Here is a 16,078-nt window from a genome sequence, read left to right as displayed (position 1 = left end):
GAGCCAACCACGCGGTAATGATGAAATGTGTCCCTGATGCTGTAATGGCCCCTGGTGTTGGCCGTGGATCTTTTTGCTGCCTGCACCCGGCTTGAAGACAAATGCAGGCAGCTTATTTTGTGAGACAGGCAACCCCCCCTGGGACACGAATCACACATATAGGTGCTAATTAATCATATCGACGATAAAATGTGAATGTCTTTTGAGTGTTATCTTCAGGAAATAATGAGTGTTATTTGAGTTTGATTAAGAAAATCAAACGGATATAGGCGCAGCCATCCTGACTTCATCTATAATCGAGCCAACAGGCAACCTCGGGGCATCCAATGCTCGTGGTCAGCATCAGAAAAATCGAGATGATCATGAAAAAAACGCCAAATTATGCAGAGGCAATTAGCGCCTTGTTGAACCAAAAAGGGGTGGGTGACAGAAAGCACGCATCCACCCTCGCGAGCATACTGAACCTCCAATACAACAGCGCCAAGCAGAAGCTGGACGGTAAAAGAGGCATCACTCTCAACGAGGCAAAAAAGGTATTTCAATACTTCAACGAATCGTTTGAAGGGCGCAGAGCCCATAACTGTGTGTTTATCATGAACAGCATACATAAACGGTGCAATATTGAAGTGGATGACAAGCCGGTAGATAACATTGAGGATGCGGAAACCTACGCATTCAGAAAAGACGATCTTTTTATTATTAACACTGGCAGGGATAAAAGCGCAGCTGCGGAGCTGTATAAGGTCAAAAAAATAGACTTTCTGCCGGCACCAAGGATAGCCATACTCGACAACGACCAAGACATTCTGGAGTTGCTAAAGAAAATCACCACCCGCTACGGGATTGAAACAGACACTTTCTCAATGGCTGCAGCGATCATCGACAGCCTGGAGCAGCGCACCTACGAGGCCTTTATTCTTGATTGGTTGTTAGACTTCGGTGAAACGTCCGAAAAGGTCGTAGAAAAGATAAAAGAACGAGTGGATACCCCTGCACAAGTCATCATCCTGACCGGCCAGTTAAACCACTATGAGAAAAACATAGGCGATATGATATTAAACTACGACGTGCATTTGGTTGAGAAGCCGACCAAGCCGCTGATTATCTCTTCGCTGCTGCTTTCCCATTTATTTTTCAACTGATTTTATTGGCAGGTAAATCAAAAACGACGCACCTTTCCCATCGCCTGATTTCACTCTGATGGTGCCTTTCATTCTGGTCACATAGTTCTTTATAATGGTCAGTCCCAAACCCAGCCCCTGACGCGTCTCTCTTTCGAGCCCTTGATTAAATGCCTTGTATAATCTGTCAATATTTTTCACGTTAAAGCCGATACCGTTATCCTTCACCAAAAGATAAAGACGACTATTATAAACCTTCACATTCACAGTAACCTGACCGCAATGCGTATATTTATCGGCATTGCTCAACAGGTTGACAAGTATTCGATATAGCTTGTACTTATCGGAATAGACCCTCCCTGCATAAGACGAGTGCCGGACAATAAATTGATTGCGGCTTTCCCCACTCACCGCAGCAACAGCATCGTCGACCACCTCATTGATTGAAAACAGGGAATCATTTATCTTAACCTCCCCCATTTCAAGTCTTGAGTAATCCATTACCTCACGCGTTTGCTCTGCAATTTTATTGCCATGGTGCGAGATGAGCCGGGCTTCTTTTTTCAACTCATCCTGAACCAGCTCATGCTCCATGATGTCTGCCGCAATCACGATAGCCTGCGTTGAACCGGCAATCTCATGGTAGATGGAGGAAATAAAGATATTCTTATTTTTAATTATCTCCTTCAGTGAAAACGCATTCTTCAATATGAGGAACATCATCAAAAAAATCAGCACCAGTGAAAACATGGCAAATAGCTCGGCTTTGCCCGAGTTATCTTTGATGATGTCTTTAACCTCGGTGAAATTCCTTATCTGTATTTTGTAAATTACCTCTTGAATATCAACCAGAGTAATTTCCATCTCTTCCATAAAGGAGAGTAAATCGGCTTTGGTCTTCGAGCCATCCACCAGCCCAGTGCTAAGCAGATCCAGCTCGGCATACTGATGCTTCAAAACCGCAAGGGTCTTGATAAACTCTTTATCATAATAAAAAGAGTCACTGAACGTGGAGCGGTTTTCAAGAATAGCAATCTTTGATGCAAATATTTTCTTTTTGAGTAGAAAAGCATCGTAGTTATCCTCATTGCCCAGAAGCAATGCGGTTTTCGTCCTTTCAAAAGATAAAAAGAGAATTTCAGCGACAGAATAGTTATCGAGATTAGGCTCAATCTGCTTGTATCGCTCTTTCACACTGCCGAAGTTTACGGCAATCAGTAAAATCAAGAACAACAGCGCGGCAATGAGGGTGACGAGAGTCCCGATAAATTTCTTGCTCATTTCACTTAACCTCTAGCATTTTTATTTGCCAAACGGTTTTTGCATTCACATCAATGTTGTTCAATTCTGGGTGACTATCGCGAGGATAGATAATCGCAAACGGCCCTAACTGCGTAACGTCCATGAGCTCGCCATTTTTCTTATAGGCAATAATAACTTTGTATTTAGCCAGCTCAGCAACGGGCATTGAATATGAATAATCATCCCAGGCAAAAGCGCGAACCTTGCTTCCCGTCAGGCCATATTCCTTTGCCAGCACGCTAAATTCAACGCCGGTAAAAACGGCCTCAGGGGTAAAGTTGGTAGAGGTTTTAATCGAAGAGGATGGCATCGCGTCTAACGCTTGCCGCGTAATTTTGACCTTCTCGCCATCGTTCTTTTTAAGATAAAAATAATCAACGCCCGCATAGAGCGGCGCACTAAACAGGGAAATCAGAAATAATGCTATCAGTCCTCTGATTTTCATTACTTATCACCTTTACGCTTAACCAGTTCCGCCTGACCAAATTCATCCTTGCCAATGGCAACCCAACCACGCTGCTGATAAAACACCTCAGCCCTGGAACCCGGATCGGTAGTGAGATGGATTTCTTCAGCTCCATTCTCAAACAACCATGCCGTTACAGCGTTCAGTAAGGCGGAGCCTATACCTTTCGACTGATACTCAGGTTTAACAAACAGCCCACCGATCAAGGGTTCTGGAATAAAGAGGCCGAAACCGACGCCGGCGTAATCTTCACCATATTTGCAAATCCAGCCCCCTCCCTGATTGATATCATCCAGCGCCTGGGTTCTCTGAAGGTATTGGATCTGGTGAGGATGAAGTGGATTTTCTTCGACAGAAAATCTGATTTCGTACAGGTAAGGCAAGTGTTTTGCGGCAAGTTTTTCGAAGGTGATCAGGCTGTCCATATCTGTACAATCCTTGGTTGACATAGCACACAGGCGATTTTAGCCATTATCTCGGGTTTCTTTATAGTAGCAAAGAATGCCTCTGAGGGAGCAGGCAAAAAAAACCGCCCCCGAAGGAGCGGTTTATCTGGTCAGGGCCCGGCAATGCCAGACCCCAAGGCGCATTCAACGATTAATCGTTGTTGCCGCCACCCAGGTTGCCTGCATTGAGCAGTTCAGCCAGGTTAGCCGTTGCTTCTTCCGCGCTCACCTGCGGAACAACTGGCGTCTCACCCTGTGCTTTACGGCGCATGCGGTCCTGATGATAAGCGTAACCGGTACCGGCTGGGATCAGACGGCCCACGATGACGTTCTCTTTCAGGCCACGCAGTTCATCACGCTTACCGGCAACAGCCGCTTCGGTCAGAACGCGCGTCGTTTCCTGGAACGAGGCTGCGGAGATGAAGGACTCGGTCGCCAAGGAAGCCTTGGTGATACCCAGCAGATCGCGTGAGAAGGTTGCCTCGATCTTACCTTCAGCAGCAAGCTGACGGTTGGCAATCTTAACGCGAGACACTTCAGCCTGCTCGCCTTCCAGGAACTCGGTGCCACCAGCGCTAACGATGGTGCCTTTACGCAGCATCTGACGAACGATAACTTCAATGTGTTTATCGTTAATCTTAACGCCTTGCAGACGGTAAACTTCCTGCACTTCGTTGGTGATGTAGCGAGTAACCGCATGCACACCACGCAGACGCAGAATGTCGTGTGGAGATTCTGGGCCGTCAGAAACAACGTCACCACGTTCCACAACTTCACCTTCGAACACGTTGAGCTGACGCCATTTTGGAATCATCTCTTCGTATGCATCGCTGCCGTCCAGTGGAGAGATTACCAGGCGACGTTTGCCTTTGGTCTCTTTACCGAACGAGATAATCCCGCTGATTTCAGCCAGGATTGCCGGCTCTTTCGGACGACGTGCTTCGAACAGATCCGCAACGCGTGGCAGACCACCGGTAATATCCTTGGTACCGCCGGATTCCTGAGGAATACGCGCCAGGGTATCACCCGCACCGATCTGAATGCCGTCTTCCAGCTGTACAATCGCTTTACCTGGCAGGAAGTATTGAGCAGGCATATCAGTACCTGGGATCAATACGTCGTCGCCTTTGGCATCAACGATTTTCAGTGCCGGACGCAGGTCTTTACCGCTACCGGTACGCTCTGCGCTGTCCAGTACTACCAGAGAAGACAAACCGGTCAGTTCGTCGGTCTGGCGGGTAATGGTCTGGCCGTCAACCATATCAGCGAAGCGGATGAAACCACTCACTTCGGTGATAACTGGCATGGTGTGCGGATCCCAGTTAGCAACGGTTTCGCCGCCGTTAACTTCCATACCGTCGCCTTTGCCCATCACGGAACCGTAAGGCACTTTGTAGCGTTCTTTAGTACGGCCGAATTCGTCGATCAGCTTCAGTTCGGTGTTACGAGAGGTAATCACCAGCTTGCCTGCGGCGTTCATTACGAACTTCACATTGCTCAGCTTCAGAGTACCCTTGTTTTTCACCTGGATGCTGGATTCAGCAGCCGCACGAGATGCCGCACCACCGATGTGGAACGTACGCATCGTCAGCTGTGTACCCGGCTCACCGATTGACTGTGCCGCGATTACGCCGATAGCTTCGCCTTTGTTGATGATGTGACCACGTGCCAGGTCGCGACCATAGCAGTTTGCACACACACCAAAGTCGGTTTCACAGCTAACCACGGAACGGACTTTAACGCTGTCGACAGAGTTCTCTTCCAACAGGTCACAAGTCTTCTCGTGCAGCAGGGTGTTACGTGGCACCAGGATATCAGCCGTACCCGGCTTGATGATATCTTCTGCTGTCACACGACCCAGAACACGTTCGCGCAGTGGCTCTTTAACGTCACCACCTTCGATAACCGGAGTCATCATGATGCCGTTGTGAGTACCACAGTCGTCTTCGGTAACCACCAGATCCTGTGCCACGTCAACCAGACGACGGGTCAGATAACCGGAGTTAGCCGTTTTCAGTGCGGTATCCGCCAGACCTTTACGAGCACCGTGCGTGGAGATGAAGTACTGGAGTACGTTCAGACCTTCACGGAAGTTCGCAGTGATTGGCGTTTCAATGATGGAACCATCCGGCTTGGCCATCAGGCCACGCATACCGGCCAGCTGACGAATCTGTGCTGCAGAACCACGCGCACCGGAGTCGGCCATCATAAAGATACTGTTGAAGGAAACCTGCTGTTCAACAACACCGTCACGGTTGACGACGTCTTCAACAGACAAGTTTTCCATCATTGCCTTGGCAACACGTTCGTTCGCTGCGGCCCAGATATCGATCACTTTGTTGTAGCGTTCGCCGGCGGTAACCAAACCAGACTGGAACTGCTCCTGGATTTCGGCAACTTCGGTTTCTGCTTCTTCGATGATCTCTGCTTTCTTGGCAGGGATTACCATGTCATCGATACCGACTGACGCGCCTGAACGGGCAGCGTAAGCAAAACCGGTGTACATGATCTGGTCAGCAAAGATAACGGTCGGCTTCAGGCCCAGGATGCGGTAACAGGTGTTCAGCATCTTGGAGATAGCTTTCTTGCCCAAAGGCTGGTTAACGATCGAATACGGCAGACCGCGCGGTACGATCATCCACAGGATGGCGCGACCAACGGTAGTGTCGATGATCGAAGTCTGGTGTACAGACTCGCCTTCGGTGTTTTTGATCTCTTCGGTGATACGCACTTTGACACGCGCATGCAGAGAAGCCAGGCCGGCGCGGTAAATACGCTCCGCTTCTTTCGGGCCACTCAACACCATGCCTTCGCCTTTGGCGTTAACACAGTCACGGGTCATGTAGTACAGACCCAATACAACGTCCTGAGAAGGAACGATGATTGGCTCGCCGTTCGCTGGTGACAGGATGTTGTTGGTAGACATCATCAGCGCACGCGCTTCCAACTGGGCTTCAAGCGTCAGTGGAACGTGTACTGCCATCTGGTCACCATCGAAGTCGGCGTTGTATGCCGCACAAACCAATGGGTGCAGCTGGATAGCCTTACCTTCGATCAGAACCGGTTCAAATGCCTGGATACCCAAACGGTGCAGGGTTGGTGCACGGTTCAACAGTACCGGGTGTTCGCGGATAACTTCGTCCAGGATATCCCAAACGACAGCTTCTTCGCGCTCAACCATTTTCTTGGCGGCTTTGATGGTGGTGGCCAGGCCACGCAGCTCCAACTTGCCGTAGATGAACGGTTTGAACAGCTCCAGTGCCATTTTCTTCGGCAGACCGCACTGATGCAGACGCAGGTATGGACCTACGGTGATTACAGAACGACCAGAGTAGTCAACACGTTTACCCAACAGGTTCTGACGGAAACGACCCTGCTTACCTTTGATCATATCGGCCAAAGATTTCAGAGGACGCTTGTTGGAACCGGTGATCGCACGGCCGCGACGGCCGTTATCCAGCAGGGCATCTACCGCTTCTTGCAGCATACGCTTTTCGTTGCGCACGATGATGTCAGGCGCAGCCAGATCCAGCAGGCGTTTCAGACGATTGTTACGGTTGATCACGCGGCGATACAGATCGTTCAGATCTGAAGTCGCGAAACGACCCCCATCCAACGGCACCAGCGGACGCAGATCCGGCGGCAGTACCGGCAGCACGGTCAGGATCATCCACTCTGGCTTGTTGCCAGACTGTACGAACGCTTCCAGCAGCTTGATACGCTTGGTCAGCTTCTTACGCTTGGTTTCGGAGTTGGTTTCGTTCAGCTCTTCGCGCAGAGTTTCACACTCTTGCTCCAGATCCATGTTTTTCAACAGGGCCTGAATAGCTTCCGCACCCATCTTGGCGTCGAATTCATCACCGAACTCTTCCAGCGCATCCAGATACTGCTCTTCAGTCAGGATCTGACGACGCTCGAGGTTGGTCATACCGCCTTCGATTACCACATAGGATTCGAAGTACAGTACACGTTCGATGTCACGCAGCGGCATATCCAGCAGCAAACCGATGCGGGATGGCAGCGATTTCAGGAACCAGATGTGCGCAGTGGGTGAAGCCAGCTCGATGTGCCCCATACGCTCACGGCGTACTTTGGTCTGGGTCACTTCAACGCCGCACTTCTCACAAATCACGCCGCGGTGTTTTAAGCGCTTGTACTTACCGCACAGGCACTCATAGTCTTTTACCGGCCCAAAGATACGGGCGCAGAAAAGGCCGTCACGTTCTGGTTTGAACGTACGGTAGTTAATGGTTTCCGGCTTCTTGACTTCGCCGAACGACCACGAACGGATCATGTCTGGCGATGCCAGAGCAATCTTGATCGCGTCAAACTCTTCGGTCTTGGTTTGCGCTTTCAGAAACTTTAATAAGTCTTTCACGGATTGGCTCCTGTCGGAGTTAAACCTGTTGGGCGCACGCTGACAAATCGCGCGCCCGTGTGACCTGAACAACCACCCTCAGGCTCCCTAAGGCCGGGAGCCTGAGCCGGAAAAACGATTACTCGCCTTCCAGTTCGATGTTGATACCGAGCGAGCGGATTTCTTTCAACAGTACGTTGAAGGACTCCGGCATGCCTGGTTCCATGCGGTGATCGCCATCCACGATGTTTTTGTACATCTTGGTACGGCCGTTAACGTCATCCGACTTAACGGTAAGCATTTCCTGCAGGGTATAAGCTGCGCCGTATGCTTCCAGTGCCCACACTTCCATCTCACCGAAGCGTTGACCACCGAACTGCGCCTTACCACCCAGCGGTTGCTGAGTAACCAAGCTGTAAGAACCGGTTGAACGGGCGTGCATTTTATCGTCAACCAAGTGGTTCAGTTTCAGCATGTACATATAGCCAACGGTAACCTGGCGCTCAAATTGCTCACCGGTACGGCCATCGAACAGCGTAATCTGACCCGAGGTTGGGATCCCGCCCATTTCCAGCAGTTGCTTGATTTCACTCTCTTTCGCACCATCAAACACCGGCGTTGCGATTGGCATACCTTTTTTCAGGTTCTCTGCCAGACGCAGTACTTCGTCGTCGGTGAAGGTGTTCAGGTCAACTTTCTGGCAGACATCGTCGCCCAGATCGTAAGCCTTCTGAATGAACTCACGCAGCTTGGCCACTTCCCGGTGCTGCTTGAGCATTTGGTTGATCTTCTCACCAATGCCTTTCGCAGCCATACCCAAGTGGGTTTCCAGGATCTGACCGATGTTCATACGTGATGGTACGCCCAACGGGTTCAGTACGATGTCAACCGGCGTGCCGTTTTCATCGTAAGGCATATCTTCGATCGGGTTGATCTTGGAGATAACACCCTTGTTACCGTGGCGGCCTGCCATCTTGTCACCCGGTTGGATCTGACGCTTAACAGCCAGATAAACCTTAACGATTTTCAGCACGCCTGGTGCCAGATCATCGCCCTGGGTGATCTTACGACGCTTGGCGTCCAGCTTCTTCTCGAAGTCGGATTTCAGTTCGTCGTACTGCTCTGCCAACTGTTCCAGCTGGTTTTGCTTTTCTTCGTCGGTCAGGCCCAGTTCCAGCCAGCGATCGCGTGGCAGCTTGCTCAGCTTTTCAGCTTCAACACCGCCGGCAACCAGCACCGCATGGATACGTGCGAACAGACCAGCTTCCAGGATCTGCAGTTCTTCAGTCAGGTCTTTTTTCGCCTGCTTCAGCTGCATCTCTTCGATTTCCAACGCACGCTTGTCTTTTTCCACGCCATCGCGGGTAAAGACCTGCACGTCGATAATCGTACCGGAAACGCCGTTTGGTACGCGCAGAGAGGAATCTTTAACGTCAGACGCCTTCTCACCGAAGATCGCACGCAGCAGCTTCTCTTCTGGCGTCAGCTGGGTTTCACCTTTTGGTGTTACCTTACCAACCAGAATGTCACCACCGGTCACTTCAGCACCGATATACACGATACCTGACTCATCCAGTTTGGAGAGCGCTGCTTCACCCACGTTAGGGATGTCGGCAGTGATCTCTTCAGGCCCCAGCTTGGTGTCGCGAGACACACATGCCAGTTCCTGGATGTGGATGGTAGTGAAGCGATCTTCCTGAACGACACGCTCGGACACCAAGATGGAGTCTTCGAAGTTGTAGCCGTTCCATGGCATGAATGCCACGCGCATGTTCTGGCCCAACGCCAGTTCACCCAGGTCTGTAGACGGGCCATCTGCCAGCACGTCGCCGCGCTCGATTGGCTCACCCAGATTCACACACGGCATCTGGTTGATACAGGTGTTCTGGTTAGAACGGGTGTACTTGGTCAGGTTATAAATATCGATACCTGCTTCGCCCGCGAGCATCTCGTCTTCGTTAACTTTAATAACGATACGGGAAGCATCCACGTACTGGATCACACCGCCACGTCGAGCTACGGCAGTAACACCGGAGTCAACAGCTACAGCACGTTCCATACCGGTACCTACCAGCGGCTTGTCAGCACGCAAGGTTGGAACCGCTTGACGTTGCATGTTCGCACCCATCAATGCACGGTTGGCGTCATCGTGTTCCAGGAATGGAATCAGTGAAGCACCAACGGATACAACCTGCTGGGTTGATACGTCCATATAGTCAACCTGGTCGCGGCTGAACAGGCTTGATTCGCCTTTGCTACGACAGGTGACCAGGTCTTCTACGAAGCGGCCGTCATCATCCAGGTTGGAGTTCGCCTGAGCGATAACGAAGTTGCCTTCTTCAATAGCAGACAGATAGTTGATTTCATCGGTAACCAGACCGTCACGCACGCGGCGGTACGGAGTTTCCAGGAAGCCATACTCGTTTGTCTGTGCGTACACGGACAAGGAGTTGATCAGACCGATGTTTGGACCTTCCGGCGTTTCGATTGGGCACACGCGACCGTAGTGAGTCGGGTGTACGTCTCGAACTTCAAAGCCGGCACGTTCACGGGTCAGACCGCCTGGGCCCAATGCAGAGATACGACGTTTGTGCGTAATCTCGGACAACGGGTTGTTCTGGTCCATAAACTGAGAAAGCTGGCTAGAGCCGAAGAACTCTTTCACCGCCGCCGAAATCGGCTTGGCGTTGATCATGTCCTGTGGCATCAGGGTATCCAGATCGCCCAGGGACAGACGTTCTTTAACCGCACGCTCAACACGCACCAGACCTACACGGAACTGGTTCTCAGCCATTTCGCCGACGGAACGGATACGACGGTTGCCCAAGTGGTCGATATCGTCCACTTCGCCTTTACCGTTACGGATACCGATGAGCTTCTTCATCACTTCAATGATGTCGTCTTTGCTCAGGATGCCCGAACCTTCGATCTCGTCACGCAGCAGAGAACGGTTGAACTTCATACGACCAACCGCAGACAGATCGTAGCGGTCCTCAGAGAAGAACAGGTTCTCAAACAGGTTTTCAGCAGCTTCGCGCGTTGGCGGCTCACCAGGGCGCATCATGCGGTAGATTTCTACCAGTGCGCTCAAACGATCGCTGGTTGGATCGACACGTACAGTCTCAGAGATGTACGCACCGTGGTCCAGATCGTTGGTGAACAGCGTTTCGATACGCTTGTGGCCTGACTGGCTCAGTTTGGCCAGCAGATCCAGCGACAGCTCCATGTTGGCTGCGCAGATCAGCTCACCGGTATTGGTATCGATATAGTCCTTCGCGACCACTTTGCCCGCGATGTACTCAACCGGTACTTCAATACTCTGAATTTCGTCTTTTTCGAGCTGACGGATATGACGAGCGGTGATGCGACGGCCTTTCTCAATGTAGATCTTGCCGTTGGCTTCGATATCAAACGAAGCAGTCTCACCACGCAGACGTTCTGGAACCAGCTCCATCTGCAGCTTGTTATCACGGATCTCGTAAACTACTTTCGCAAAGAACAGGTCAAGGATCTGCTCAGTGGTGTAGTTCAATGCACGCAGAATGATGGTCGCTGGCAATTTACGGCGACGGTCAATACGCACAAACAGGTTGTCTTTCGGGTCAAACTCGAAATCCAACCATGAACCGCGGTAAGGGATGATACGTGCGTTATACAGCACTTTACCCGAAGAGTGGGTTTTACCCTTATCGCTGTCAAAGAATACGCCAGGACTACGGTGAAGCTGAGATACGATAACCCTCTCAGTACCGTTGATCACAAAGGTGCCGTTTTCGGTCATGAGCGGAATTTCGCCCATATAGACTTCTTGTTCCTTGATGTCCTTGACCGTACCTTCCGGAGCTTCACGCTCATAGATGACCAGGCGCAGTTTTACGCGCAGCGGTGCAGAGAACGTCACACCACGGATCTGGCACTCTTTGACGTCGAAGACCGGCTCACCAAGACGGTAGCTAACGTATTGCAGCTCCGAATTGCCACTGTAGCTCTGGATAGGGAACACAGAACGGAACGCGGCTTCTAGGCCGTGCTGCCCTTCTGGATCTTGCTCGATAAACTTCTGGAACGAATCAAGCTGGATAGAAAGGAGATATGGTATGTCCAAAACTTGTGGACGCTTACCAAAATCCTTACGAATACGTTTTTTCTCGGTATAGGAGTAAACCATAGGGTTCCTCAGCTCGCTGGAAAGTCGAACCTATTGTCCGTCCGGATATAGGACGGTTCACGCAACACCATTTTGTCGACCGGAAAGCGGGAACACTCTCCGCAATACTCGTTTCTATCACGCTTAAATCATTTCGTTGCGTTGTGCGGCAGATTTTGCTGCGGCAGGGAAGGCAATATATTAAGTCGTCGATAGAAAGAAATATTGGGGTTAGCCAGTAGCCAAACAGTGTGAAACTCTACTGACGCCCTACAGCGCAAAAAGGCTGGTGACCAAAAAGTCACCAGCCATCAGTCTGTTAGTTAAAACAGACTGCACTCAGAAAGCAGTGGCTTATTTAACTTCAACTTCAGCGCCAGCTTCTTCCAGAGCTTTTTTCAGTGCTTCAGCGTCGTCTTTGCTGATGCCTTCTTTCAGTGCTGCTGGTGCAGACTCAACCAGGTCTTTAGCTTCTTTCAGACCCAGGCCAGTTGCGCCACGTACTGCTTTGATTACTGCAACTTTGTTCGCGCCGATACCTTTCAGTACAACGTCGAATTCAGTTTTTTCTTCAACAGCTTCAGCAGCAGCAGCAGGACCTGCAGCTACAGCAGCAGCAGAAACACCGAACTTCTCTTCCATAGCGGCGATCAGTTCAACGATTTCCATTACAGACAGAGCTGCAACGCCTTCGATAATTTGGTCTTTAGTGATAGACATAACAAATGTTCCTAAAATTCAGAAATAGTTTAAATACGTAAGCAACGGATAAGAAAAAGGGCTTATGCCGCTTCTTTCTGATCGCGCAGTGCAGCCAGAGTGCGAACCAATTTGCCGGCAGCGGCTTCTTTCATGGTTGCCATCAGGCGTGCGATTGCTTCATCGTAAGTAGGCAGAGTTGCCAAGCGGTCAATTTGTGCCGCAGGGATCAGCTCACCTTCAAAGGCCGCAGCTTTAATCTCGAACTTTGCATTCGCTTTCGCGAAATCTTTGAACAGACGAGCAGCAGCGCCCGGGTGTTCATGAGAAAATGCAATCAAGGTAGGACCGACGAACGTGTCTTTCAGGCATTCGAATGGAGTGCCTTCAACTACGCGACGCATCAGGGTGTTACGAACAACACGCATGTAAACGCCAGCTTCACGACCTGCTTTACGCAGTTCAGTCATTTTATCAACGGTAACGCCACGGGAATCCGCAACAACCGCAGACAGCGCGCCTTTGGCTACTTCGTTGACTTCAGCAACAATCGCTTGTTTGTCTTGAAGATTTAATGCCATTAGCTTTTTGCTCCTGGATTTAGCCGGGGGAAATCCCCGGCACTCACATCACTCAACACCTTGTGATAAATCACTCAGTGAGAGCGTTCAAACACGGTGAGCAGAATCCAGCAAAGACTATTCTTTTATAAAAAAGAAAAAATTTCTTTAGGCTCTGTCACCGTCTACGCAGGAAAGATTAAGTACCTTTCGGTACACCTGCGGTCTTGGACGGAGGCCTGGATAGGCCAGGCTCCAACCGAAAAATCTTTGTTCCGCTGTGGCTATGGCCAATAGCAAAACCTTGGGGCATAAGATTCTAGACAAATCTTCGCCCCAAGTCAAAGCGATAATCGCAGGGCGATTAGTTCGCTACAGCAGTCAGGCCGCTTTGATCGATAGCAACGCCAGCACCCATGGTGGTGGAGAGGCTAACTTTCTTGATGTACACGCCTTTAGCCTGAGATGGTTTTGCTTTTTTCAGCGCAACCAGCAGAGCTTCCAGGTTTTCTTTCAGCTTGTCTGACTCGAAATCAACCTTACCGATAGTGGTATGGATGATGCCGTTTTTGTCGTTACGATAACGAACCTGACCTGCTTTAGCGTTTTTCACTGCTTCAGCAACGTTCGGAGTAACGGTACCCACTTTCGGGTTTGGCATCAGGCCACGTGGACCCAGGATCTGGCCCAGTTGACCAACAACGCGCATTGCATCCGGGGAAGCAATAACAACGTCGAAGTTCATTTCGCCTTTCTTGATCTGGTCTGCCAGATCTTCCATACCTACCAGCTCTGCGCCAGCAGCTTTAGCTGCTTCAGCGTTAGGGCCCTGGGCAAATACGGCAACGCGAACAGAACGACCGGTGCCGTTTGGCAGAACGGTAGCGCCACGAACGTTTTGGTCAGATTTACGAGCGTCGATGCCGAGGTTAACAGCAACGTCAACGCTTTCTACGAATTTAGCGGTGGCCAGCTCTTTCAGCAGAGCAACAGCTTCGGTGATGTCATACTGTTTAGTAGCATCAACTTTGTCACGGATCACGCGCATGCGCTTGGTCAGCTTAGCCATTTCTTAATCCTCCACTACCAGGCCCATGGAACGAGCGGTACCTTCGATGGAGCGAGTCATCGCTTCAACGGTGGAACCAGTCATGTCCGCAGCTTTGGTTTCTGCGATTTCACGTACCTGAGCACTTGTCACTTTACCTACTTTGTCTTTGTTCGGCTTGCCTGAACCAGACTTGATACCAGCCGCTTTTTTCAGCAGAACTGCTGCTGGCGGGGTTTTGGTAACGAAAGTGAAAGAACGGTCAGAATAAACAGTAATAACAACCGGAATCGGCAGACCTTTCTCAACGCTGTCAGTCTTAGCATTGAACGCCTTACAGAATTCCATGATGTTAACACCTTGCTGACCCAGAGCTGGACCAACTGGCGGACTTGGGTTCGCCATACCGGCTGCAACTTGCAGCTTAACGTAGGCTTGTACTTTCTTGGCCATTTACAATTCCTCGGTTTGGGTAATAACGCCTCGTAAAAGGCTCCCCGTGTATCACCTCACTCTAAAGAGCAAGGCCTATAAAAACAAAAGGCGCGAAATTATAGTTCAATTTCGCGCCTCTGACAAGTGGCAAAAGCCACTTATTGCTGATTAATTGATCAGCCTTTCTCGACCTGAGCGAAGTCCAGTTCCACCGGCGTTGCACGGCCAAAGATGGAAACGGAAACTTTCAGGCGACTCTTCTCGTAATCCACTTCTTCAACAACACCGTTGAAGTCAGCGAACGGACCATCGCTAACGCGGACCAATTCACCCGGTTCGAACAGCGTTTTCGGACGCGGCTTATCACCAACCTGCTGCAGGCGGTTCATAATCGCATCGACTTCTTTGTCGCTGATCGGAGCCGGACGGTCAGAAGTCCCGCCGATGAAACCCATTACGCGTGGAACGCTGCGTACCAAGTGCCAGCTGGCATCGTTCATCACCATCTGAACCAGTACGTAGCCCGGGAAGAATTTACGTTCGCTTTTGCGACGCTGGCCACCACGGATTTCAACAACTTCTTCCGTAGGAACCATGACTTCGCCGAACAGTTCTTCCATATCATGCAGTTTGATGTATTCACGCAGCGATTGGGCTACGCGACCTTCAAAACCGGAAAACGCCTGAACGACGTACCAACGTTTTTTTGGAGCTTCAGACATTTTAGAACCTCAGGCCAGTAATAAACGATACCAGACGGACCAGAATACCATCCAGCCCCCACAGAATCAGTGACATCACGGCAGTTACCGCGGCAACGATCAACGTGGTATGTAGCGTTTCCTGACGAGTTGGCCAGATCACTTTGCGCACTTCGGTACGCGCTTCACGTGCAAACGCAACGGTGGCTTTGCCTTTGGTCGTCATCAGCGCCACGGCGCCTGCAACAGCGATAACCACTACAACGGCCAGCGCGCGTAATGGCAGGCTGAAATCACGGTAGAAATAGTTACCGACAATCGCTACAACCAACAGAACAGCGACGATCAGCCATTTAGCCGTTTCCAGGCCGCGCCCGCTCCCTTGAGCCTCGGTATTCGCACTCATAAACCAACCTGTCACAATGAATTCAGAACAGACAACTTTGCCTCGCACTGCAAGACAAACCAAACCGATCACATGCTGCTTGGCAGCATTTCGGTGTTTTACGCTATGACGTATTTCAGTCAATACGCTTTAAGAGCCCATCTCACCAATGATTATGACTGCAAAATCGCTGATGAGATAGGTTCTAGTTCACAGCGTAGAAAAAGGGCATCAAATGATGCCCTTTTACCGCGTGTCGCGTCAAACGTTATCAGCGATTAAGCGATAACTTTGGCAACAACACCAGCGCCTACAGTACGGCCGCCTTCACGGATTGCGAAACGCAGACCGTCGTCCATCGCGATTGGGTGGATCAAGGTGACTTTCATGTTCACGTTGTCACCAGGCATG

At 50.5% G+C, this 16,078-nt stretch carries 12 protein-coding genes and 1 pseudogene; 1 reads left to right on the top strand and 12 read right to left on the bottom strand.

The window, feature by feature from the left end; translation table 11 throughout:
• Positions 1 to 326: 326 nt before the first annotated feature.
• Positions 327 to 1,142, top strand: coding sequence for a helix-turn-helix domain-containing protein (locus tag FCL49_RS24140; protein ID WP_174355439.1), 816 nt, complete (start codon positions 327 to 329; stop codon positions 1,140 to 1,142).
• On the opposite strand, the gene FCL49_RS24135 is transcribed toward FCL49_RS24140, so the two are convergent.
• From FCL49_RS24135 to FCL49_RS24080, 12 genes and pseudogenes are all read right to left on the bottom strand, one after another.
• The gene (locus tag FCL49_RS24135) at positions 1,128 to 2,402 is read right to left on the bottom strand and encodes a sensor histidine kinase (protein WP_174355438.1); all 1,275 of its coding nucleotides are present in this window, start codon (positions 2,400 to 2,402) and stop codon (positions 1,128 to 1,130) included. The two genes, FCL49_RS24140 and FCL49_RS24135, sit on opposite strands and share 15 nt — an antisense overlap.
• 1 nt (position 2,403) lies before the next feature.
• Positions 2,404 to 2,868: an oxidoreductase gene (locus FCL49_RS24130; protein WP_174355437.1), complete on the bottom strand. Its 465-nt coding sequence runs from the start codon at positions 2,866 to 2,868 to the stop codon at positions 2,404 to 2,406.
• The gene (locus FCL49_RS24125) at positions 2,868 to 3,314 is read right to left on the bottom strand and encodes a GNAT family N-acetyltransferase (protein ID WP_174355436.1); all 447 of its coding nucleotides are present in this window, start codon (positions 3,312 to 3,314) and stop codon (positions 2,868 to 2,870) included. Before FCL49_RS24125 ends, FCL49_RS24130 begins: the two co-directional genes overlap by 1 nt.
• A gap of 172 nt (positions 3,315 to 3,486) precedes the next feature.
• Complete coding sequence (gene rpoC / locus FCL49_RS24120) at positions 3,487 to 7,713, bottom strand: DNA-directed RNA polymerase subunit beta' (RefSeq protein ID WP_174355435.1); 4,227 nt, start codon at positions 7,711 to 7,713, stop codon at positions 3,487 to 3,489.
• 118 nt (positions 7,714 to 7,831) lie between these two features.
• A complete protein-coding gene (gene rpoB, locus FCL49_RS24115) occupies positions 7,832 to 11,860 on the bottom strand; it encodes a DNA-directed RNA polymerase subunit beta (RefSeq protein ID WP_135314760.1) in 4,029 nt (1,342 codons plus the stop codon).
• A gap of 333 nt (positions 11,861 to 12,193) precedes the next feature.
• Positions 12,194 to 12,559 carry a 50S ribosomal protein L7/L12 gene (gene rplL / locus FCL49_RS24110; RefSeq protein WP_012004743.1) on the bottom strand — a complete coding sequence of 122 codons (366 nt, stop codon included), beginning with the start codon at positions 12,557 to 12,559 and terminating at the stop codon, positions 12,194 to 12,196.
• A gap of 62 nt (positions 12,560 to 12,621) precedes the next feature.
• Positions 12,622 to 13,119 carry a 50S ribosomal protein L10 gene (rplJ, locus tag FCL49_RS24105; RefSeq protein WP_006323136.1) on the bottom strand — a complete coding sequence of 166 codons (498 nt, stop codon included), beginning with the start codon at positions 13,117 to 13,119 and terminating at the stop codon, positions 12,622 to 12,624.
• A gap of 343 nt (positions 13,120 to 13,462) precedes the next feature.
• A complete protein-coding gene (rplA, locus tag FCL49_RS24100) occupies positions 13,463 to 14,167 on the bottom strand; it encodes a 50S ribosomal protein L1 (protein ID WP_012004742.1) in 705 nt (234 codons plus the stop codon).
• A gap of 3 nt (positions 14,168 to 14,170) precedes the next feature.
• Positions 14,171 to 14,599 (bottom strand): 50S ribosomal protein L11, encoded by a 429-nt coding sequence (gene rplK / locus FCL49_RS24095; protein ID WP_135314759.1) that lies wholly within the window; start codon positions 14,597 to 14,599, stop codon positions 14,171 to 14,173.
• Between the two features lie 158 nt (positions 14,600 to 14,757).
• The gene (nusG, locus tag FCL49_RS24090; protein WP_012004741.1) at positions 14,758 to 15,303 is read right to left on the bottom strand and encodes a transcription termination/antitermination protein NusG; all 546 of its coding nucleotides are present in this window, start codon (positions 15,301 to 15,303) and stop codon (positions 14,758 to 14,760) included.
• 1 nt (position 15,304) lies between these two features.
• Positions 15,305 to 15,688, bottom strand: coding sequence for a preprotein translocase subunit SecE (secE, locus tag FCL49_RS24085; protein ID WP_012004740.1), 384 nt, complete (start codon positions 15,686 to 15,688; stop codon positions 15,305 to 15,307).
• Positions 15,689 to 15,945: 257 nt separating this feature from the next.
• Positions 15,946 to 16,078 (bottom strand): annotated as a pseudogene (locus FCL49_RS24080) (EF-Tu/IF-2/RF-3 family GTPase); the annotation flags it as partial.

Source organism: Serratia proteamaculans, from assembly GCF_013337185.1.
Classification (GTDB): Bacteria; Pseudomonadota; Gammaproteobacteria; order Enterobacterales; family Enterobacteriaceae; genus Serratia; species Serratia proteamaculans_D.
The sequence above is the reverse complement of the archived record's forward strand: the minus strand, read 5'-3'. Positions and strand labels throughout refer to the sequence as shown.